The sequence below is a fragment of the Paenibacillus sp. genome (assembly GCF_048976745.1).
Lineage (GTDB): Bacteria > Bacillota > Bacilli > Paenibacillales > Paenibacillaceae > Paenibacillus.
Genome location: NZ_JBHGUU010000013.1, coordinates 62,644 through 85,350 on the forward strand (window position 1 = coordinate 62,644; position 22,707 = coordinate 85,350).

The 22,707-nt window shown below is 47.7% G+C and carries 15 protein-coding genes; 11 read left to right on the forward strand and 4 right to left on the reverse strand.

Annotation, left to right across the window (positions count from 1 at the left end; translation table 11 throughout):
• Positions 1-3: 3 nt before the first annotated feature.
• The 3 genes from nagB (at position 4) to ACE3K2_RS20800 (ending at position 2,485) form a co-directional block, all read left to right on the forward strand.
• Positions 4-732 carry a glucosamine-6-phosphate deaminase gene (gene nagB, locus ACE3K2_RS20790; protein ID WP_421894531.1) on the forward strand — a complete coding sequence of 243 codons (729 nt, stop codon included), beginning with the start codon at positions 4-6 and terminating at the stop codon, positions 730-732.
• Positions 729-1,949, forward strand: coding sequence for an N-acetylglucosamine-6-phosphate deacetylase (nagA, locus tag ACE3K2_RS20795; RefSeq protein WP_421894489.1), 1,221 nt, complete (start codon positions 729-731; stop codon positions 1,947-1,949). Before nagB ends, nagA begins: the two co-directional genes overlap by 4 nt.
• A gap of 164 nt (positions 1,950-2,113) precedes the next feature.
• Positions 2,114-2,485, forward strand: a complete 372-nt coding sequence (locus ACE3K2_RS20800; RefSeq protein ID WP_307416297.1) for a hypothetical protein — start codon at positions 2,114-2,116, stop codon at positions 2,483-2,485.
• Between the two features lie 729 nt (positions 2,486-3,214).
• On the opposite strand, the gene ACE3K2_RS20805 is transcribed toward ACE3K2_RS20800, so the two are convergent.
• From ACE3K2_RS20805 to ACE3K2_RS20815, 3 genes are all read right to left on the reverse strand, one after another.
• Complete coding sequence (locus ACE3K2_RS20805; protein WP_421894492.1) at positions 3,215-4,801, reverse strand: oleate hydratase; 1,587 nt, start codon at positions 4,799-4,801, stop codon at positions 3,215-3,217.
• A 154-nt stretch (positions 4,802-4,955) separates the two neighbouring features.
• On the reverse strand, positions 4,956-5,531 hold the full coding sequence (locus ACE3K2_RS20810) for a TetR-like C-terminal domain-containing protein (RefSeq protein WP_421894495.1): 576 nt from the start codon (positions 5,529-5,531) through the stop codon (positions 4,956-4,958).
• Positions 5,532-6,669: 1,138 nt separating this feature from the next.
• Positions 6,670-8,025: a dipeptidase gene (locus tag ACE3K2_RS20815; protein WP_421894498.1), complete on the reverse strand. Its 1,356-nt coding sequence runs from the start codon at positions 8,023-8,025 to the stop codon at positions 6,670-6,672.
• Positions 8,026-8,239: 214 nt separating this feature from the next.
• On the opposite strand from ACE3K2_RS20815, the gene ACE3K2_RS20820 reads away from it, so the two are divergent.
• The 8 genes from ACE3K2_RS20820 (at position 8,240) to ACE3K2_RS20855 (ending at position 21,662) form a co-directional block, all read left to right on the forward strand.
• Positions 8,240-10,648, forward strand: a complete 2,409-nt coding sequence (locus tag ACE3K2_RS20820) for an AraC family transcriptional regulator (protein WP_421894501.1) — start codon at positions 8,240-8,242, stop codon at positions 10,646-10,648.
• A gap of 332 nt (positions 10,649-10,980) precedes the next feature.
• Complete coding sequence (locus ACE3K2_RS20825) at positions 10,981-11,910, forward strand: ABC transporter permease (protein ID WP_421894534.1); 930 nt, start codon at positions 10,981-10,983, stop codon at positions 11,908-11,910.
• Positions 11,911-11,922: 12 nt separating this feature from the next.
• Positions 11,923-12,810, forward strand: coding sequence for a carbohydrate ABC transporter permease (locus ACE3K2_RS20830; RefSeq protein ID WP_421894504.1), 888 nt, complete (start codon positions 11,923-11,925; stop codon positions 12,808-12,810).
• Between the two features lie 18 nt (positions 12,811-12,828).
• On the forward strand, positions 12,829-14,337 hold the full coding sequence (locus tag ACE3K2_RS20835; protein ID WP_421894507.1) for an extracellular solute-binding protein: 1,509 nt from the start codon (positions 12,829-12,831) through the stop codon (positions 14,335-14,337).
• 44 nt (positions 14,338-14,381) lie between these two features.
• On the forward strand, positions 14,382-17,732 hold the full coding sequence (locus ACE3K2_RS20840; RefSeq protein WP_421894510.1) for a glycosyl hydrolase: 3,351 nt from the start codon (positions 14,382-14,384) through the stop codon (positions 17,730-17,732).
• Positions 17,733-17,749: 17 nt separating this feature from the next.
• Entirely contained in the window at positions 17,750-18,571 is an 822-nt protein-coding gene (locus ACE3K2_RS20845; protein ID WP_421894513.1) for a polysaccharide deacetylase family protein, read from the forward strand.
• 57 nt (positions 18,572-18,628) lie between these two features.
• A complete protein-coding gene (locus ACE3K2_RS20850; RefSeq protein WP_421894516.1) occupies positions 18,629-20,779 on the forward strand; it encodes a glycoside hydrolase family 88/105 protein in 2,151 nt (716 codons plus the stop codon).
• Between the two features lie 157 nt (positions 20,780-20,936).
• Positions 20,937-21,662: a class I SAM-dependent methyltransferase gene (locus ACE3K2_RS20855; RefSeq protein ID WP_421894519.1), complete on the forward strand. Its 726-nt coding sequence runs from the start codon at positions 20,937-20,939 to the stop codon at positions 21,660-21,662.
• A 193-nt stretch (positions 21,663-21,855) separates the two neighbouring features.
• On the opposite strand, the gene ACE3K2_RS20860 is transcribed toward ACE3K2_RS20855, so the two are convergent.
• On the reverse strand, positions 21,856-22,707 hold an 852-nt coding region (locus ACE3K2_RS20860), incomplete at its 5' end, for a DUF72 domain-containing protein (protein ID WP_421894522.1).

Sequence of the window (22,707 nt, forward strand, 5' to 3'; positions counted from 1 at the left end):
AAGATGAATATCCGCATTTTTGAAAATGAAGAAGATTTAAACGCCACGGGTGCTGGCCTTATTGCCAGTTTGTTGCAGACCAAACCACGGGCTGTATTGGGGCTTGCGACAGGAAGTTCTCCTGTGGGCATATATAAACAGCTTATCACGTTGTACCAGAAGGGGCTGGTCAGCTTCTCACAGGCATCTTCTTTTAATCTCGATGAGTATGTCGGACTTCCAACAGAACATCGTGAAAGTTACCGCAGTTTCATGAACGAACAATTATTCCATCATATTGATATGGATCTGGCCAGAACGCATGTGCCTGATGGTCAGGCTGCCGATCTGGAACAGGAATGTAAATCCTATGAGCAGCGGTTGGATGATCGTGGACCCGTAGACCTGCAACTGTTAGGCATTGGACATAATGGTCATATTGGCTTTAATGAACCGGGAACTGAATTAACTGGACGCACACATGTTGTAGACCTAAAAGACGAGACGCGAAAGGCAAACGCACGTTTCTTCGATAGCATCGATGAGGTTCCGGCGCAGGCGATTACAATGGGTGTTGGTACCATTTTGAAAGCCAAACAGATCCTGCTCATTGCCCGTGGCGAGGAAAAAGCCGAGATTATACGCGAAGCGTTCATGGGTCCAATCACAACGGCATGTCCTGCATCGCTTTTGCAATGTCATCCAAATGTGGTGGTATTGCTGGACCGTGCAGCAGGGAGGCTGGTGAGATGACCGGACCGAATAGCCATGAACCTGGGAGCCAGCGTGATGAAAATATTTCTCTTCTTCGGGGCAAGCTGCTCCTTGCAGATGAAATATTGGAAGACGGTGTAATAGCCTGGAGGGATGGGAAAATCCTCTATGCCGGGATACCGGAAGCTCTTCCTGAACAGATTCGGCGAGAGGCTTTGCCGCTGTCTGTACCGGAACGTGGCCTCATTGTGCCTGGATTCATTGATATCCATGTGCATGGTGGGAATGGAGAAGACTTTATGGACGCAAGCCCGGAGGTATTGGACAAGATCACTTCTTTTCATAGTACCCAGGGAACAACAGCGATGCTTGCGACTTCGATGACCGCTCCGAAAGAGCGACTGGATAACGTACTTGCTGAGGTCAACCGCTACCGTTCCGGTGAAATGCCTTATGCTCAGCTTGAAGGTGTACACCTGGAGGGTCCGTTTTTCAGTCCGAAATGGCCTGGTGCGCAAAATCCGGAACATATCATTCTGCCTGATGTATCCTGGCTCGAAGCATGGGAGAAGCAATATCCCGGCCTGATCCGTCAAGTTACGTTGGCACCGGAACGTGAAGGCGCACTGGAAGTCATCTCGTGGCTGCGCGAACAGCGGATTACAGCGGCACTCGGCCACACGGACGCGACCTATGAAGAGGTGGAGCGGGCAGTGGAAGCAGGGCTGCATCATGCGGTACATACGTTCAATGCCATGACACCACTGCATCACCGGTTACCCGGGGCTGCCGGAGCTGTGCTGAGTGATCCACGCATCAGTGCCGAGGTGATTGCCGATGGTATTCACGTACACCCTGCGGCGATATCGATTCTCGCTCAATTGAAGCGACATAACGATCAACTCGTGTTGATCACAGACGCCATGTCTGCTGCGGGATTGGAAGACGGGGAATACAAGATCGGCGACCTGCCCGTAATCGTGAAGCATGGCGAGGCCAGACTGAAGGACGGTGGGGCACTGGCGGGAAGTACCCTGACGATGATTCGCGGTTTCCGTTACCTGATACAGGAAGTGGGCTTGAGTCTGAACGCTGCATCACGTGCAGCAAGTCTGACTCCGGCACGCCTGCTCGGCATTGATCACCGGACAGGTTCCCTGGCTCAAGGAAAACAGGCAGATATCGTTTTGCTAAATGCGGAACTGGATATTGAGGGTGTATGGGTGAAGGGTAGACGGATCGGCGAGTCATATTAGATATAGAAAATTAGTACTGCGCTAATAACTCTCATACGTGATGCATCGGTCTTCGGAGTTAAAACTTGGCTTCTATCTGTGGAGAGGCAACACCTCGCGTAATATGTTAAAATAGATCTCAAAAAGACGGGATCTGCGGATCACGCATAACGGAGGCGTGAAACATGGAACGTAACGCTATGCTCGAACATGATCCGTTCATCACAGTGTTGGCGGAGAAGTTGCACATACACGGATATTATGCCTTTTATGGCGAGCATTACAATGAGACCGATATGGAGCTGTACCGCAGACATCTGTTCACATCATTCAGTAACATCGTATGGGTAGAGCTGGATGCACGCAAAAAGTATATGATTGTTGATCATCGTGGACGTAACACCGTCATGAAACTGATCGAAGGTATGTTGAACACACGCAGAACACTGCGTGCGAACCAGGCGATGGCGGGGACAGATACTTCTGGAGTCCAACAGGAGATCGCACACTTATCCCGGCTTGTGCACATGCTGAAGTTTACAACATTCCGCACATAACCCAAGTATGATATGTGGCTTTCATAAGTGATGAGTAACAACGAAAAAATGAAAAGTAACACCAAGAATAATAAGAAGAACCACAAGAGTATACATGAGTAACATGGAAGCGTGATAAGTTAAGGAGTGCATCTCATAAGTAGTCATCTCCGAAGAGTCGCTCAGTTCGAACCTGCGAAGCATTATTTCAATGATTTGGCTGTCATACAAAATGTAACGAATCTCTGACACGCTATTTAATGAAAATGAGCGATATTACGTTACTAAATCATGCTTACACTCCGATTAAGGAGTCTACGATTCGTTAGATTTACAAACCTGTGGAATTTCGAGCATTAAGGCTTGTGAGATTCTTTGGACGACAGTTGGCGATCTTGATGAAGGTTATGTATCTGATTTAGATAATAAACGAGTAAACGAAAGAGAGAGTCCTGTCATCACTGACGGAACTCTCTTTATTTGATTGTACACCGACTAATCAGTTCAGCAACAACCATATTCACTCATTGACTCGTTCAACGGGGATGCAAGCTTCTGAAGCTAACTCATGTAGTAACTCATATCTTGCTAACTTGGCACAATTAATAGAATTAAGATAACAAGCTTCCTAAAGATCACAAAGTTACTCATCGAATCCTACAGATATCTCCAAAGATCTATCGATCTATCCCCATCCACCGATGAATCCAACCATTCCTTCATCCTATGTCTGAATCCTCTTTGAAATGGTCATCTAAACGAAGTCACAAAACTGCTGAACAGCGTCCGGACATCATACTGATATTTGTTGATCGGTTCAATTGGACGGTTCTCTCCAAGCAAGGTGTAGACGGCGATCCGTGCTGCCCGGACCGAATATTCTTCGGTGAATACCACGTCATCGGGAATTTCGCAGAATTGGCTGATAAAGGCCAGGTTGGTGGAGCCTTCAGGCACAACCTTTGGTCTGTCGCTGTTCAGTCTAGGCATGAATTGCGCTGTAATGTAAGGCATCATGCATGGAATACAGTTGGCAGTAGCCATGATTGCCTCTTGATGTTCCTGAAAATGAAGATGGCCAATCAACTCCTGTATGATCTCTTCCCCGGTACAGTCGCACATTCTTTTCTTCACGTAGTCGCCCACGTTATCGGGGTATAATCCGTATCCCCAGAATACTTTTACATGCTCCGGCTGACCGCGGAAGTGCGGTTGAAAGGCCAGAACGACAGACATGAACCAGCTGGAATCCTTGAAAGTAACCAACGCGCCGGTACCTGCCCGGTTGCGTGTAAATTTCTCCATCAGATCAAAGAAGACCGAATCATGGAAGGTGACTGTAAACGACTCCCATTTGGACTCATCCACATGATCATTAAAAGAAGAAGGGTTGCCCAGCATCGGTTTCTTGACGGCAATGTTCTCCCACAGCTTCCATGAGCTGCCCTTGCCATTCAGTTTCGGGGCGGAAGTCATGGAGCCGATGTCAGCCCCTTCGGTCATCGAACCGTTTGTAACAATGACCAGATCACCTTCGTGGATGTCAATAACTTCCTCCTCACCTTCCCTGAGCACATGCATCCGACTTACCGTAATGCCCTCGCCGTCTTTGAAATCCAGATCCGTGACGGTACATTTCAGCGTGAAATCTACGCCAAACGGTTCCAGGTAGTGATGCAATGGAAGGATGATCGAGTCATATTGGTTGAAGGGTGTGCGGGTAACGCCTTCCAGCGTCTGAATTCTCGGGAATTCGTGAAAAAAGCGAAGCATGTATCTTTTGAATTCCACGGCGCTGTGCCAAGGTTGGAAGGCAAAAGTGGTCGCCCACATATACCAGAAGTTTGTTTTGAAAAAGTGAGGGCCAAACCAGTCGTTGATGCGCAGTTTACCCAGCGTGTCTTCAGGAGTAATAATCAGTTTTCCCATCGCCAGACGGTCCGACATATCAAAACCCATGGAGAGCACATCTTCGACCTTCCCGTCACGGTTGATGAGTCGTGCATTGGAATGTGTGGGATTGGCATCGTCAAATTCGGTAATTTCCTGTCGGACAGATATGCCTGGACGGTCGATGGAAGGGATGGAAGCCAGCAGCTCCCATAGATTCTCATAGGCCTCGTCATTGAGCATCCGCCCACCGCGGATGATATACCCTTGATCGGGATTACCAGCGCCGTCGTTGCTGCCGCCGAGAATCGCCATTTCTTCGATAATGTGAATGTGTTCTCCAGGAAAGTCACAATCTCTGACCAGATATGCTGCACCCGCCAATGATGCAATGCCGCCGCCTACAAAATAGACTTGTTTATTACCGTGCTCTTTCTTCACGATCATTCGCCTCCAAAAGGTTCTGTAACCACAGCCCTAATGTAAGCCTTGCAGGTCCCGTAAGGTATGATCAAAAGACCGAGAGTGTCCAATTTTTGGTCACTTTTGAAAAAGTGTCTAAAGATTAAGCCTGGATCACATGTAAAAAAAGCCGCGCATCCTAATCGGATGGCAGCTTCTTCTCATACCTATGCAATGCCCTCAGAACATTGCCTTCGATCAGCTCACTAAGCTTCTCGATAATCTGTTTTGGAGGATCTTGCATAGTGCCCCTCATCCACTGAATGATCAGCCCAGTAAAGGCGAGGGTATAAAAGTTGGCGACGAACTCTTTGTCTTCACTGCTGACCTTTATCCCACAGGCCAACTCATCAATAACGCCCATGATCAGATCATGGGTTACTTCATAGAGGTATGTATCCAAGTGGGTGCGCCCGAGCGAGTCGAGTGTATTGCAACAGAACGTTTTATTATTCTCGATGTAACAAAAGATTTTATGGAATCCGTCCGTCCATGTGCTGTAGCTTCGATACTCCGTAAGACTCTCCACTGCTTCAGTCTGATAAATCCATCCAAGCAGCGCGTAAATATCCTGAAAATGATAATAAAAGGTTTGCCGGTTCACGCCGCAATGATTAACCAGATGTTTGACCGTAATTTTGTTCAGTGGAGTATGCTCCATCAGTGATTTAAGCGAGTGAGCCAGCGCATGTTTGGTTAGATGAGAAGCAGACACAACATTCACCTCATCATTTTGGATTAGCTTACTTGGCCGTAACAGCAGGTAACAACTCATGGCAAAAGCCCAGTAGCGAAGCCCTGAGTATAAGCAAGTCAAAACGCAGGAATTCCGAAAGATCCTCCCATCAGGTATCCCCGTGGCTGACCAGCCTTGTCATGAAGCAGGGCACCTATAGATACCAACGACATTTGTTACCCGATCCGCACCACGACTCCATCAGGGGATATTCTGGATATCAATCGTTCCTAACAAACATCCCCAAAGGCCACTTGTGTTTTCTCTATCACAACCCTTTAAAATTTAGGCCTCAACAAAATCATTCACCATAAAGAAGCAAAAGCAGAAGCAAAAGTTGAAACCTAGTGAAGGATATCGAATCCATCTAAACAAGCTGATAAGCCGTCGCGCATGTTATCTCTAATACACTAAATCATTAAAACCGAGACCCCGTCTATAAAATCAATCATAGGAAGAACTACAACGAATGATGGAGAGAAAAATAAAAATCTCGAAGGATATCGTTTTTGTATCTATCACACAAACTCATAGCAGACCCGATCCTTTAGAGTAAACATGACAACACTACAACATAACGATCAAGACAAAATCAAAGTTCAAAGAGTCGCCAGTAGCCAATGTTTTTTTTATTCTCTCTAAATTACTAATGCCCGCTAAAAGCAAGTCTCCATCATGAAAGATAGCCATTGAAAAAACTAGAACACCACTAAAGAAAGAATTAAAAAATAACATCACAAAAGAAACAAAGAACAAAAAGAACAAAGAATAAAGAATCAAAAAAATAAGAAAAAAATCAAACAACAAAATCAAAAAAAACAAAATTAAATAACAAAAAAGACGACCCGAAGGCCGTCTTTTTATTATCCTTATTACCTAACCCATATTAAAAGTTAGGCACAATCTTAAAATCAGTCTGCGAGAAGCTGCGACGTAGTGGAGGGGACGAAATCGATTCTGAAGAAGCGGAGCGTTCGCCTTTATCCCCGGATTTCTCCCTTTAAGAAGGGAATCAAGGAAATCCGGGGATAACAGCGATCAAAAGAACGATTCGGCACCGGAACGTCCACTCAGCACCTTGCCCAGCACTTATTTTAGAAACGATGAGCCTTAACTATTACAAACTTTTCAAAAACCGAACAATCGTCAACAACCCTTTATCAAAATTCTCCAGGTTGAAGTGCTCGTTCGGTGCGTGCAAGTTCTCATCTGGCAAGCCAAAGCCCATCATAACAGCAGGGATTTCGAGTACACGTGAGAGCTTCTCAACAATCGGAATGGAGCCACCATCTTTGGTAAAGAGGGCACGAACGCCATACACGTGCTCATACGCATCTGCCGCTTTTTGCAGAATGGAATTGGAAGGATCAGTGTTGAACGCAAAAGCTTTCTCGATCTGTTTCACATGCAGCGTTGCACCTGGTTGAACGTGAGCGCGCAGATGTGCCTCGATACGATCCAGCACATGCTGTGGATCTTGATCCGCCACGAGGCGGCAGGTGATTTTGGCATGAGCTTCCTTCGGAATAACGGTTTTGCTGCCTTCGCCCTGGAAACCGCCCCATACGCCGTTCAGTTCCAATGTTGGACGAGCGCCAATACGTTCCACGAACGAGTAACCTTCTTCGCCGTACAATTGCTCCAGCCCGAGGTCTTGACGAAGCTGTTCTTCATTGAAGCCCTGTTTCACAAATTCTTCTCTCATCTCAGGAGACAGTGGCAGAACGCCGTCATAGAAACCATCTACACTCACACGACCTTGCTCATCATGCAACGAAGCGAGCAGGGACACGAGTGCGTGCAATGCGTTGGGTACACCACCACCAAATGAACCGGAGTGCAAGTCGGTATTGGCTGTGTTCAGATCTACGTGAAGTGAACAGAGGCCACGCAGGCCAGTGGAGATCGCCGGTTTTCCTTTTTCAAGAAGAGACGTATCCGAGATCAATACCATGTCTGCACGCAGCTTGTCTGTATGTTCATTCAGATAGATGGGCAGGTTCGGGCTGGAGATTTCCTCTTCACCTTCGATACAGAACTTGACGTTAACCGGAAGTTCTTTGTTTTCGGCAAGCAGAGCTTCTACTGCCTTGATATGTAGGAAAATCTGTCCTTTGTCATCCGTTGCACCACGAGCATACAGCTTGCCATCACGAACGGTAGGTTCGAAAGGAGGCGTGTCCCACAGATGAAGGGGGTCTACAGGTTGTACATCATAGTGACCGTAGATCAGAGCTGTCGGTTTGCCTGGTGCATGCAGGTGATCTGCATAGACAATTGGATGTCCAGCCGTTTGAATGACCTCTACGTTCTCCATGCCTGCACGTGTGAGTGCATCTGCTGCCCATTGTGCTGCACGATTAACATCCTCTTTATGCTCAGAAATGGCGGAGATACTCGGAATGGACAACCATTCATTCAGTTCTGCCAGGTGTTTTTCTCTATTTTGTTCAAAATAAATCTGTTCTTTCATTAAAAGGCCTCCTTCATGTTTGCTTTATCTCATTGTAATCCATTTTGTCATGTTAATAAAACATTGGTTAAAAAAATGATCGGTTACAGATCGTTTCATTCATCGGAAGATTGTGCGTATAATACAAGAAAAGGATTTCATCCATTTATTCTCAGGGGAGTTGAGGAAGTTTCCATGACAGTCAGACCCGATGCAAGCAGGCAGGTGAGCAGCGATGGAACCGACGAGGAGCGATCGAATATTTGGCAGATTAAAGCGGTTATCCGATTTAAAGGCAGGAAGACATAAAGGACGATTTTATCGAAACAGCCTCATGCTTATTTTACTCATTGCCAGCATTCCCGGGTTAATCACAGGTATCGTTATGTATCAACAGGTTGTTGGACGGATGGAGACCGAATTCAATCGGATGCATCAGAATCAGATCGAGAACCGGGCACGCAATGTGGATGATCAACTGGCTTATCTGGAGATGAACTTATCCCATTGGGCTTTTGAACCGAGGTTTGGCAATGCTTTGCGGACACTGGATTATGTGTATTATTTCAATGAAACGCAGGAGATTGTGACTACTTTATATGTATTACAAGGCTCCCACCCGTTGATCAAGTCAGCACAGCTGTATTTGCAGGAACCAAAGCCAATCTTGTTTAATCGGGATTATACCGAGTTGAACGATGATGCCAAAGTACAAGCGTATGATCGTTACCTCTCCATGGGCAACCACGTGTACTGGACAGACTGGGTTTCCAGCATCAACAGAGATACCGCACCTTCGACCAACGATAGTCTACTGCATATGGATGCGGGCAATGCACTCGTTCTTGTACATAAGATCCCGGGCGAAAGCATTAATCCATTTGGGGCACTAATCATTACGCTGGATAACGAGAAAGTCGCCAGTTTATTGAAAACGCTTACTCCATATGATGAAGGGTTAACATTTCTTATGGATCAGGAAGGAAACACACTGGTTACCGGGAATCCGGGAACAGCGGGAGAGACGTCTGCTTTTGAGCAGCAGCTAAAAGAAGAAGTGGCCCTGCATGCGGACAGCCGCTCATTCCTGTTCCGATATGAGGATCAGACCTATTCTGTCTCATACGGTTCATTGAGTCGGATCGATTCAGACTGGACTTACGTCTCCGCAGCACCTTTGACCTCAGTCACTTCGCCAGTCAAACTGGTGTCCAAAATCATCGTCATTGCGAGTATAGGCAGTCTAATCCTGGGATTATTGTTATCCTGGTTTGCTTCCCGCCGCATCTATTCACCTGTAGCACGGATGCTCCATCTGCTTACGCCTGGCAGAAACGAAACCACACCAACGGATGCCAAGCTGGATGAGTTTGAGCTGCTGGAGCAACAGTGGAACGAACTGACCTCCCGCAGTGTTACGGCACATCGCCAATTGCAAGAGCAGCTTCCCCATCTGCGCGATAGCTTTGTTTTACAACTTGTACAGGGGCATCTATATGCCTATAACGAGCAGGATCTCCAGGAGCGCATGCGTCATCTTGGATTTGAGCTGGAGGGCCAGCAGTATTTGCTGATGCAAATGTACTTTACGGGGTACGAGCAACTGCAAGGCAGATTTGGGAGCCAGGACACGGGATTAGTCACCTTTGCAGCCGTGAATATCACTCAGGAAGTGGCAAAGAATTACTTTAGACAGATCAGTGTCATGAATTTTCATGACCTGTCTTCCGCCATGCTTGTGATTGCTCCCCAGGACGAACCTGTGAAATCACAGGCGCTGTTATGGGGACAGGAGCTAGTGGAGGTCATTGGACGTACGCTCAAAATGAAGGTTACCTTGATGATCAGTCGCCCGGCGGCTTCACTTCAGGAACTGCCCGGACGATTTGTCGAGATGGAACAGGCTGTGGCTTATCGCAGTGTGGAGGAAGGAAGTCAGATTCTCGATCTGGAGGATGAGGCGTGTTTCCGCAGAAACGAAGCAGCTTCCTATCCGCTTGGGCTCGAACGCGAGTTGCTGCAGGTGATCAGGCTGGGCAAGCAAGCCGAAGCGGAGCGAGTGCTGGACCAATTCATGAGTGAGATTACGCGGACAGGGAGTACCGAATTTCAAGTGCAGCAGATGATGCTTCAATTACTCGGCAGTATTCAGCACATGATGCTGCAAACGGGGGTCACACCGTATAAGTTGTTTGGTGGTAGCAACATGTATGAGCGCTTATCCGGTATTCGTGAACCTGTACAGATGAGACAGTGGATGATGAATGAGGTATTCACACCGTATATACAAGAGATTGAGTTACGATCGCAGGAACCGCTGAAACTGGTGGTAGAACGAACGATGTTGTACATCGATACACATTACCGCAGCAGTGACATTTCGCTGGAAAACTGTGCTGACGATGAGCAGATGACCCCTTATGCACTCAGCAAGGCATTCAAACAGGTATCGGGCATTAATTTTATTGATTATCTGACACGTGTGAGAATGGATGCCGCGAAGCAATTGTTACGGGAGACAACGATGAAAATCAATGATGTTGCGGCGGCTGTGGGATATCAGCATAGTTATTTTAATCGGATTTTCAAGAAACAGGAGGGAGTTACGCCGAGTCAGTATCGCGATCAATGGTTCGGACAATAACCGTTTATATCTTAGTCCTTTCAGACCGACATCCAGCTTTAGCGGATGCCGGTTTTTTCTTTTTTTACCGTGAACCAAAGAAAGATAAACCTGCAAAAATGTGCAATTCTACCTGCTACGATATGTCCAATATCGCGTGAGAATGGCGTTATAGCGGGCTTTCCAGCCAGTGCATTGGAGCAATGCAAAAAATGAAGGTTGCCGGAAAAAGAAGGGCTGTATAGTCTGAGTATCAGGTTTATTGATAACGCTTACAACGGAAGAGGAGGGGAGACATGATGAACGGGAAGACGGACTGGAATACCAACGCCACTGCAACTGCTCAAGCGGATATGACTACAAGACCCATGAGACGAGAGTCTAACTGGAAAAGGCAGATCAAACGAAACAAATGGTTATATGTGCTTGTGCTTCCCGGCTTTTTGTACTTTGTCATCTTTAAATACTTGCCCATGTGGGGGATCATCATTGCCTTTCAGGACTATCAGCCTTTTCTGGGCATCCGGGAGAGTAACTGGGTGGGGCTAGAGAACTTTACGAACTTTTTCTCCAACCCGGACTTCTTCCGACTATTACGCAATACGCTGGTCCTTGCCCTGTATGATCTCATCTTCTTTTTCCCGGCACCCATCATTATCGCTTTGTTATTAAATGAAATTCGGGTCGCTTTCTTCAAAAGAACGATTCAAACTCTGGTTTATGTACCTCATTTTGTATCCATGGTGATTATCGCCAGTATCACGTACGTGTTTCTAACCCCGCAAGGCGGGGTGTTATACGACCTGATCGCCTGGATTACAGGCAAGCCTATTGATGTACTCTCCAGTCCGGGTTCGTTCCGTCCCCTCATTATTGTTCAGATGATGTGGAAAGAGATGGGTTGGGGAACAATCATTTTCCTTGCAGCCCTCGCAGGTGTAGATACGGAACAATATGAAGCCTCCATTGTGGATGGCGCAGGACGGTTACGGCGGATGTGGCATATCACACTTCCCGCGATTCGCACGACGATTGTCATTTTGCTCATTCTCAGACTGGGGAACTTTCTCGATACCGGATTTGAGCAGATCTACCTGATGACCAACTCCCTCAACCGGGATGTCGCAGATGTCTTTGATACGTACGTGTATACGGTGGGGATTACACAAGGTGCATTCAGTTACAGTACCGCTGTTGGACTATTCAAGTCTGTGGTGGGCATCATTTTGGTGCTCGGCAGCAATAAACTTGCGAAAAAATTCGGTCACCCCGGAATTTATTAAGGAGGAGCGCCCATGAACAGCCGTCTATACAACAGCCCTGCCGGCAAGGTATTTGATATCTTCAATTACGTCATGCTGGGGATTCTGGGCATATTAACCGTCCTTCCTTTCCTGTATATTATAGGGAATTCTTTCGCAACGGAAGCCGAGATCACCTCACGCCAATTTTTCCTCATTCCGAAGGTGTTTTCCTTCAGTGCGTATGAGTATATCTTTTCTTCGTCCACAATCTTTCGCAGCATTGGCGTTTCCATCTTCATCACGGTGGCAGGTACACTGGTGAACCTGTTCTTCACCTTAACGATGGCTTACCCACTATCCAGAAGTGACTTCTGGGGTCGCAACGTCATGATGAACATGGTCATCTTCTCGATGTTATTCGGTGGTGGCATGATCCCAACCTATCTTGTCATTCGTGGACTGGGACTGCTTGATTCCTACTGGGCCCTTATGCTTCCTGGCGCGATCAGCGCTTTTAACTTAATTGTTGTCAAAAACTTTTTTCAGCAAATGCCACCCGGGCTGGAGGAAGCGGCCCGCATCGACGGCTGTTCGGATCTCGGGGTGCTGTGGCGAATCGTTCTGCCTTTATCAAAGCCGGTCATTGCCACGTTTGCCTTATTTTACGCCGTGGGACATTGGAACAACTTTTTCTCGGCACTGCTGTACATTTCCGATAGTGACAAATGGCCGCTGCAAGTCATGCTGAGACAGATCGTGTTGCTTTCGCAAGCCAGTGTCGGAGATATGGCGAACATGGACCCCAATTTTGTACAGCCACCAGAGCAGTCGATCAAAATGGCAGTCATCGTTGTAGGTACCATTCCAATTTTGCTGGTGTATCCGTTTTTGCAGAAACATTTTGCCAAAGGTGTCATGTTAGGTTCAATCAAAGGCTAAAGCCAAGGGGGAGAACGTATGGGACAAAAAACGGGATTCAAAAAAGGTGCACTGTTACTCTCGGCTTCACTGGTACTGAGTACAATTCTGGGCGCATGCTCTACTGGTGAAAAAGGCTCTGGAACAGCAAGCGGAGGAGGAACGGACCAACTTACCATTATGCTTCCGAACTTCGAAGCGGAGAATCCGCCAGAGAATAGCCCGGTCATCCAGAAGCTTGAAGAATTGACCAAGGTGGATGTGAACTTGCAGTGGGTGCCGAGCAGTTCGTACGAAGACAAATTCAACATTACACTGGCCTCGGGCAAGCTGCCTCAGATTATGGTGGTGTTAGGGAAGTCCCCAAGTTTCATTAATGCGGCACGAACCGGTGCATTCTGGGAGCTTGGTCCTTATCTGAAAGATTATCCGAATCTGAGTCAAATGAATGAAATCATCACCAACAATGCATCCATCGATGGCAAAACCTATGGGATCTACCGGGCACGTGCCCTCGGACGTAACGGGGTCACAATCCGCAAAGATTGGCTGGAGAATCTGGGGCTGGAAGAGCCCAAAACGATTGATGAATTTTACAATGTATTGAAAGCATTCACAAAGGATGATCCAGACGGTAACGGCAAGGATGATACGTACGGTCTGGTTGCCAGCAAGTTTACCGGCCCGTGGGATAACATGCAGGTATGGTTTGGTGCGCCCAACAAATGGGGAGAGGATGGCAGCGGGGGGCTGATTCCGGCACATGAGACACCAGAATACATGGAAGCCCTGAAATTTTTCCGTCAAATCTATAGCGAAGGTTTGGTAAACAAGGACTTTGCCGTAATGGATGCAACGAAACTGCCTGATCCATTTGTGAATGGGCAAGCCGGTGTCATGGTGGATGTAGCAGATAATGCACAGCGCATGGATCAGAAAATACTGGATAAAGACCCCAATGCGACAGGACGTGTGGATGTGCTGCAAGCGATGGAAGGTCCAAAGGGATTGCGTGATATGCCAACATCCGGTTACTCTGGCCTGATTGCGATCTCCAAAAGCAGTGTCAAAACGGAAGAAGACCTGAAGAAGGTACTGAGTTTCCTGGATCAGTTGAACGAACCTGAATTGCAGGCATTGTTGTACAACGGACTGGAAGGTAAGCAATATGAGAAAAAAGAAGACTACATTGTACCAACCACTGACAAGCTTGCACTCCGTGACCTGCAAGGCCTAAATCAGATTTTGATGTTTGTGCCGGAAGACAGAACACTTCGCGTACAACAGACACCTGTCCGGGAAAAGGTTGCACAGGTGCAGAAAGCCAACGAAGAGATTGTTATCGCTAATCCTGGCGAACCGCTGATCTCTGATGTATACGCCCAGAAAGGACCACAGCTGGACAATATCATTAACGATGCACGAATCAAATTCATCGTAGGACAGATTGATGAGAAAGGATTCGAAGATGCTGTTGCCCTGTGGAAGAACAACGGCGGAGACGATTATGTGAAAGAAGTCAATGAACTGTACGCTGCACTGAAGTAGATGGAGACCAATAATACGCTTGAACAGGCAGGGAGGAAGGCGACATGTGGAACGGGGATGCATTTGAAAATCCCGAGGCGCAGTACCGGGTTCATCCCTTTTGGTTCTGGAACGGGGATATGGAAGAAGAGCAGATGAAGCGGCAGGTGGCTGAGATGGCCGTGCAAGGTGTAGGCGGGTTCTTCATCTGTCCGCGTCAGGGGCTACAGATTCCCTATCTGTCGGAAGCTTGGTTTGACAAGGTGCGAATTGCAGTGGAAGCGGCAGATGCTCACGGCATGCAGGTATGGTTATATGACGAGTACCCTTATCCCAGTGGAATGGCTGGTGGGGAAGTGACCCTTGATTTTCCTGAAGCAAAGCAGCGTCAGCTCATTCATCATCAACTGCTGGCTCAGGGCGGAGAAGCTGTGGATCTGGAGCTGCCGTGGGGACGAGTATTGGTTGCCCGAGCGATTCCCAAGGATGCACAAGGTAAGCGGTTGTGGCATGAATCCATTGATCTGCGCAGCAAAATTGGCAATATCCAGACCGATCAGGTGTATCAGGAGACCGGACTCACTTCGTATAATCGTAAGCGGTTCTTCACCTACCGAACAGCGTTTCGATTGTTGTGGGATTTGCCCGAGGGTGATTGGGAGTTGATTATATTTCAAGAAATGGAGATCGACGATTTCAAATATTACGGTAACTTTGTTGATCCTTGCCACAAGGATGCGATGAGCCGATTTATTGAACTGACGCACGAGCGCTACAAGTCTGCGGTTGGAGATCAATTTAAAAGCGTGATCCAAGGCATGTTCTCGGATGAGATTGCACCGCTGGGGCGTATCCCCTGGTCATCACAGCTTCCCCGTTATTTCAGTGAGCGTTGTGGTTATAGTCTGATCGATTCGCTACCGGCTTTGCTATATGGCGATGTTCCGAACGCGCATCGGATTCGGTATGACTATTACCAGTCTCTGCACCTGCTTCTCCGGGAGTCCTATCACAAACAGGTGCATGACTGGTGTGAGGAAGCGGGAATCCAGTACGCGGCAGAGGTGCCTGGCGTACGGATGACCACCCAGTTGTTCAGTCATATGCCGGGTGGTGATTCGGCCCATGAGAAAATCGGACGATCCTTATCGTGGATACTGGAACGGTATGGTCAAAAGATGCGTGACAATCCCAAGATGGTCAGTTCGCTTGCCCGGCAATTGTGCCGAAGCCGCAATCTGATTGAATGTTTTCACAGTGTAGGCTGGTCCATGACGCTACAGGATGCCAAGTGGATGATTGATCGCATGGCCGCCATGGGCACCAATTTCTATAACTTTCACGCCTTTTTCTATACGATTGGTGGGCTGGCAAAACATGATGCACCGCCATCTCAATTTTTACAGAATCCCTACTGGAAGCATTTCCGGCAGTTGGGGGATTACACCGGACGTTTGAGCTATCTCATGAGCACCGGAGCAGCAGATATTCGAATTGCTGTACTTGACCCAACAACGACATTCTGGAGTCTGATGGGGAATCCGCTGCATGGATTCGAGTACAGCGGCGAAGACGAAGCTGAACGGGTCCAACTGAATCGTCTGACAAAGGACTGGATGCGGATCACAACCCATCTGCTCGAAAACAGACGTGACTACGATCACCTTGATCCCGAATTGCTGGCTGAAGCTGATTTGAAGGATGGCATCCTTCAGATCGGCGTTGCCCGTTATGAGGTGTTGATTCTGCCACCGATGCTGAATCTGGAGGCCGCGGCCTGGGAACAGGTGAAGAAATTCGTTCAGTTGGGAGGAACCGTTATTTCTGTTGGGATGCCTCCGCATATTGCCATCCAGCCGGGAAGTCCGGAGGGAGATGAAGCTGCCCAGTTCTTTGGTGCGGGTGAACAGCCGCAAGAAGTGTACTGGGGTCGTAGCGGGACAACTGATCATGACAACCGTGAATCCATGTGGAATCAGGGTAAGGGCAATGCCTATTTCTTACCCGCAGGAACGGGGCAAGGAGATGACTTTTCACTGGAGCTGATCTCCCTCCTGCTCGATCAGGTATTGCCTGAACCCATCTGCTGGATCATGGAGGAGGAAAGCGCATCGCTGCTGATGCACACCCGTCAATTATCGGCTGGAGAGCATATGGTTTTCTTGACCAATCAGGAGGGTCAGGAATTGAGAGGGCAATTGAAGCTGGTTGCCAGACAGTTGTGGGATGGGACGAAGCTGGCAGAGGGTGTTTGTCTCGTGGCAGAACGACTTGATCTGGAGACAGGGCGGCTTCAAGCATTGCCGTATACGAGCAGTGGCGGGGAATGGTGCATTTCACTAACGCTGGCGCCTTACGAAGCGCATGCTGTTCGTCTTACTTTACAACCTGCGAAGGAAGAGGCATTAACAACGAAGGTGGATGTAACAGACAAAACGGGTTCAACGTTTGTAACGGATGTATCGGCAGGAGCGAATCAATCTTGTAAGATCATGCTCCCTTCGGAAGGTCCATGGCGAATGGAAACGGTGCAGCCTAACAACTTGCGAATGGGACAATTCCATCTGCGGGCCTCCAATGCTAACGGAATAATTCTGGAAAGCCAGCATGTAGCTGTGAAACCGTTTATTGATCAGGCGGCAGAATTATCGGAGCAGCATCTACCAGTCCAATTTAACCAGGTATTTGGCACACCGAAAAAAGTATCCATTGCTTACCCGATTGAGTGTCGATATACGACCACATTTGAGCTAAGAACGACATTGCCTGCATGCCTGTTATTCATGGATAGAGCGGCGATATCGGGCATTTGGTCGATAGAGATTAATGGGCACCCGCTTGAAAAAGAACAATTCGATCCAATTGAAATAACCGACCACAATAACATCGCTTGTGATATCACGGAACTGCTGCATAGCGGTCTTAACGAAATGACGGTGATTGTGCAGGTAACGAAAGATGAGGATGGCCTCGTTGATCCTTTGTATCTACAGGGAAGATTCGGCTTGGAGTTCCATCATGAAGGAATGGCTTCGCTTGTGCGGGAGTCCGACACGGCCCTTCGCATCAGACCTGAACCACAGCCGCTTTATCCTCATTTTGCCGGGGAGATGAGTTACAGACGAACATTCTGGCATGATGAGCCTGGGGAAGATGTTGCCTCATTTGAACTGGAATTCAGCGATTGGCGGGTACAGGATGTAACGGAAGTGCGGGTGAACGGACAGAGTCTGGGTGTACGATGTTGGTCTCCGTATCGCTGGAAGGGAGATACCTCATGGTTGCATCCTGGGGAGAACGACATTGAGGTGCGGATTACCAACACATTGATTGGCCTGCTGGAAGGCACGTATTTTGATTCGGAACATCATCGGTTAGAGGATGCAGGTCATGTACCTGCTGCAGAATTCGGATAAAGGAGTGGTAGTAGGACATGGGACATCGTATTCAGTTTGACCGTTATCCAGGTGGTGTGATGAAAGCGTTAACGCTCAGTTATGACGATGGAGTGGTGCATGATCGCAGACTGGTGGAAATCTGTAATCGGTATGGTCTGCGGGGAACCTTTAATCTGAACTCCGGTACGCTAGGTAATCCAGGCCGCATTGAGGCTGGGGAAGTCGCTGAACTGTATACGGGGCATGAAGTAGCCGTTCACACGGTTACTCACCCTACGCTGCCTTATGTTCCGAATGAACTATTGACCGAAGAGATTATGGAGGATCGAAAAGCGCTGGAGAAGCTGGTTGGTTATCCGGTACGAGGTATGGCTTATCCCAATGGAGGGTACGACCGTACGTTAAGTACGAAGCTGGAGTGGCTCGGCATCGATTATGCCCGTACCGTTGAATCACATGGCAGATACACGTTGCCAGACCGTCCCCTTGAATGGCATCCGACCTGTCATCATAACCATGATCTTGCGGCACATGCCAAGCGTTTTATCCAACATTCCAAAACAGGTACACCACTATTACTCTACGTCTGGGGTCACAGCTATGAGTTCAATGACAACGACAACTGGGAGATCATCGAACAGTTCGGTGAGCAGATTGGCGGCAGGAACGACATCTGGTACGCCACGAACATCGAAGTGATCTCCTATTGGAAGGCAGTGCAACGACTGGAGTGTTCAGCCGATCGATCCATCATCCATAATCCGTCTGCCATCCCGGTTTGTTTCACGGCAGATCAGCAGGTTGTTGAAGTGCAGGGCGGAGAGACATTGCGGCTAAGCGAACGAATCAAGGTATAAGGAAGGGAGCTGACGATCATTCGTTATTTTCATGAGAACGAGGCGATTGCAGGCAAGGTGTACGATTCAATTCCGGATATATTGACTACGGTGGCTCAGCGTTATATTGGCGATCATCCGAAACATTCCTTTTTGTTCAGAGCTTATCATCAGGGTGGTTTTCTTAGACTTGGGGACTATCGCTACGACCTGAATCTGAATGAGAAATGCATAGAGGCGCGTGCAGGGCAGTACGTGTATGTATGGGGCAAGTTATGGAGCGAGCAGAATGCAACGTTAAATACAGGTCTGAACTGTTATAGTCCAGTGACGATCTATGTGAACGGCGAAGAGGTGTTTAAATCCGAGTTGTTGCAGGAATTATTTCCTGAGCGGAGGACCCAGATTCCGATCTCTGTGAACTATGGTTGGAATGATGTGTTGTTATGTTTTGTCAAAACAGAAGTGGGGTTCGGCGGGATCTACGGAACAGCCTCTTTCAAAAATTTCCCGTTGCACTTCCTTACTCCTGGGGCAGATCGTCAGGGACAGGAAGGCTGGTTATATTCAGAACCTGTGGATGAACCTGTATTATCTCTCCCTCGTAATGGCATGACAGAAGAAGAAACAGGTCTTACCTGGTATCCACGCAGGAGCTGGACAGAGGCGGAACAGAGCAAGGGCTCATTTGCTCGTATCTTTGGTACGGAACAACCGGCTGTTGCCTATGCATGGGCCAAACTGGATGTAACCTTGCCAGGATCAACGCCAGTTATTTTAAAAGGCAATCATGATGGAGCTTTGACCCTGTATGTGGATGGCATGGAAGTATACTCTGCTGGAAGCAGTGCTAACTTTCACGTTGAACTCCCCCGCCGTTACGGTTCATCTGATCTGGTCGCAAAAGGTGAGGTCCAGGCAGTCGGCGCTTCATGGGGATTCACGTTGGAAGATGCCGAGCATTCGAGTTTCACAGGCTGGAGACTGAAACCGCCTCATCCGGTTGCGGGATGCTCTGACCCCTGGCTGTACACAGGTGTGTTTGCTCCCGGTGCTGAACCATTCCACGCCGACATCGTGCGAACCGATACCGTATTTGATGATGGTGCAAAAGGTGTGTATTGGCGGGTAGATCTTCCTGATACACATGTTCGTCCTTACCTGGAGAATACACATTACGGAAAGTGGAATTATCCGCTTGGCGTTACCCTGCTTGGACTGCTCCAGACAGGACAGGAATTGGGACGGGATGATTACATTCAGTATGTACGGCAACATATTGAACTGAGTACTTCATTTGACCGCTATGGTCTGTGGGATCGGGAAGGGTATGGTGCGGCAGGAATCAATAATCAATTGTCTGCGATAGACAGTCTGGATGATTGCGGTTCGTTTGGGTCCACGCTGCTTGCTGCGATGGAATTCGGCGATATTCGTGGGGGAAGACATACTGCGGATCGGATTGCGGGATACATCACGGATGAGCAGGAACGATTGGAGGATGGTGCCTTTTACCGGGTTCGCGGCAGTGGGGAGATGCGTCAGGAGACGATGTGGTGTGATGATTTGTACATGAGTACACCATTTCTGATGCGTTATGGTCAGTTGACAGGAGATAGGGCGTACTGGGATGATGCGGTCAATCAGTTCCTGATGTTCCGTAGATACCTCTACCTTCCCGAACAACGGATCATGTCCCATGTGTATGATTTTGTGCGTGGTCGGGCGACAGGCATTCCGTGGGGACGCGGGAACGGCTGGGTGCTCTTTTCATTAACCGAATTGTTAACGATCCTGCCGATAGATCATGTGAACAGGCCGGAACTGCTAACTTTCTATCGTGATTTAAGTCAAGGTTATCTGTCGCTGCAAGGGGGAAATGGACTATGGCATCAGGTGCTGAACCGCCCGGATTCGTATGAAGAAACCTCCTGCACATCCATGTTCATCTACGCTTATGCCCGTGGTATTCGGGAAGGCTGGCTGGAACAGCCAGAGCCTTATCTGGAGGCGGTACGCAAAGGATGGGAAGGCATGACACGTTTGTCGATTGACTATAAAGGTAATGTATATGGGGTATGCCGGGGTTCGGGGTACTCATTTACCGCCTTGTATTATCGCGATGATCTGGGGTGGAATCTAAACGATACTCATGGGATTGGCATTGTGCTTTTGGCAGGTATCGAAGCACATAAAATGAACCAGCAGCTCCGCAAGGCGTCTATCTAAGGCTTAAGCCAAAAAAGGATCAGATATTTACATTCGTGTTAGGCTAAAAAGAGACATCATTCAAAACTCAATCAACAATTGCTTGACTCTAGTTGACTAAACGATTTCTTATATGTATACCTAGTAAAAAGGCTATAGAAAGTCGGAAAGGAAAGTTATGATTCCATTAGTATATGATCAGATTAACCATTGGGGAAAAGACGATGAATTTTTCCTTGCAATACTAAAGAAATTAAAAGTAGAGTCTATAGCTGACTTAGGCTGCGGAACAGGAAGATGGACTACTCACCTCGTTCAGTACGGCTATAAAATTACAGCTATCGATCCCCATGAAGAAGCGATTGAAGTCGCGAGAATGAAAGATAATTCAGGCAATGTGAGATGGATAGTAGGAGATAGCTCAGATTTACAAACCAATGCCTATGACGCGGTTATTATGACTGCCAATGTTGCACAGGTATTTCTTACAGATGATAGTTGGAAGAAAGTAATTTCAGACGTATTCCAATCCCTCAAATTTGGCGGTCACTTTATATTTGATATTAGAAACCCTTTGGTAAAAGTGTGGGAAGAGTGGGAGAAGGACAGGACTCCCGACTTAGCTAAAGATATGTTAAGTGGAGACCCGCTTGAAATCTATACAGAATATGAAGGATTTGAGGGGGATATCTATACTTTTTATGAAACTGTGAAAAATACTAAAACAGACGAAGTCCTAGTTCATGAAAAAATGCAGATAAGATTTCGAAATCAAGAGGAACTGCATGAGTCGCTGAAACAAGCAGGGTTTTCGATAATTGAAACATATGGTGATTGGGAATTTAAACAAGCAAATGCTAAAAATCGATCCTTTATTTTCGATTGTGTAAAAGAGAGTCAGTAAATCAAATGAAGTCAATCGTAAAAGTGGCTATGGATAACGTACTGAAAAAAGCGGCAATGCCCTCGGGCTTGCCGCTTTTAGTTAATCCCATTTCAATACAGAACTCTGGTTCCGAATGTGATCTGCATAATAGCACTGATAAATACACTTACCTTCACCCAATAATGTGAATAACTGCATCAATAAACAAGAATCAAAATAACTCCAGCTGCTCCGGTCCTTCTTCCTTCTCCGGTTCAGTACGGTCAGGAAAAGGCTTCACTGGTAAATCCAGCAGATCCATCATCATCTGGGCATTCGCTGCTGCATCGCCACCCGAGTTGTTGTTGAAAATAACATAGACATCCTTGCTCTGCTCCTGCAATTGCTCCAGATACCCTTTCCACTCCAACAGTTCTTCCTTGTTGTAACGGTACAAATAACGGGTCTCGCGCCAATTTGGCGCACCATTTTGATGCCAGCCGGACACGTTGCGTCCATGCATGCGAACCAGCGTCATCTCCGAATCCGTAGCCTGGGGAACGATGGGAATGGAACCTGGACCTGCCTGAGGTTCGTCACAGACGCTGTGAATCCAGCCTTGCTCCTTGAGGAACGCAAGCGTGCGCTCTCGCATGTCGCCTTCATACCAGCTACGATGACGGAATTCGAGGGCACACGGAATACCCTCCATTCTCAGTTTCACTTCACGAAGCTCTTTGACGTTGTCCTTATTGCACTCAAACCAAGGTGGATATTGAAACAAGGCTGCCTGCATCTTGCCGGCTTCCATGACGGGCTCGAGTGATTCCCGAAAGGCTTTATACATTTCCGACGTGCTCGTGAAGTAGGGCTTGCCCCGCAGATGTCCGGTCATTCCCTGATAGGCTTTGATGATAAAAGCAAAGGATTCGGGCGTCTCTGCAGCCCATCGTGCCATTCGATCCCGGGGTTGAACGGCGTAGAAGGAACTATCCACCTCCACGGTGGAGAAGTATTGTCCGTATAGACTGAGCTTGTCTTTGGCTTTGGTACGGTTTGGATAGAGATCTTCCTGATCCCCCCA

What these genes read in the sequence shown, in the direction of transcription:
- nagB (WP_421894531.1), top strand. Translation starts at nt 4, where the DNA reads ATGAATATCCGCATTTTTGAAAATGAAGAAGATTTAAACGCCACGGGT.
- nagA (WP_421894489.1), top strand. Translation starts at nt 729, where the DNA reads ATGACCGGACCGAATAGCCATGAACCTGGGAGCCAGCGTGATGAAAAT.
- ACE3K2_RS20800 (WP_307416297.1), top strand. Translation starts at nt 2,114, where the DNA reads ATGGAACGTAACGCTATGCTCGAACATGATCCGTTCATCACAGTGTTG.
- ACE3K2_RS20805 (WP_421894492.1), bottom strand. Translation starts at nt 4,801, where the DNA reads ATGATCGTGAAGAAAGAGCACGGTAATAAACAAGTCTATTTTGTAGGC.
- ACE3K2_RS20815 (WP_421894498.1), bottom strand. Translation starts at nt 8,025, where the DNA reads ATGAAAGAACAGATTTATTTTGAACAAAATAGAGAAAAACACCTGGCA.
- ACE3K2_RS20820 (WP_421894501.1), top strand. Translation starts at nt 8,240, where the DNA reads ATGGAACCGACGAGGAGCGATCGAATATTTGGCAGATTAAAGCGGTTA.
- ACE3K2_RS20825 (WP_421894534.1), top strand. Translation starts at nt 10,981, where the DNA reads ATGACTACAAGACCCATGAGACGAGAGTCTAACTGGAAAAGGCAGATC.
- ACE3K2_RS20830 (WP_421894504.1), top strand. Translation starts at nt 11,923, where the DNA reads ATGAACAGCCGTCTATACAACAGCCCTGCCGGCAAGGTATTTGATATC.
- ACE3K2_RS20835 (WP_421894507.1), top strand. Translation starts at nt 12,829, where the DNA reads ATGGGACAAAAAACGGGATTCAAAAAAGGTGCACTGTTACTCTCGGCT.
- ACE3K2_RS20840 (WP_421894510.1), top strand. Translation starts at nt 14,382, where the DNA reads ATGTGGAACGGGGATGCATTTGAAAATCCCGAGGCGCAGTACCGGGTT.
- ACE3K2_RS20845 (WP_421894513.1), top strand. Translation starts at nt 17,750, where the DNA reads ATGGGACATCGTATTCAGTTTGACCGTTATCCAGGTGGTGTGATGAAA.
- ACE3K2_RS20855 (WP_421894519.1), top strand. Translation starts at nt 20,937, where the DNA reads ATGATTCCATTAGTATATGATCAGATTAACCATTGGGGAAAAGACGAT.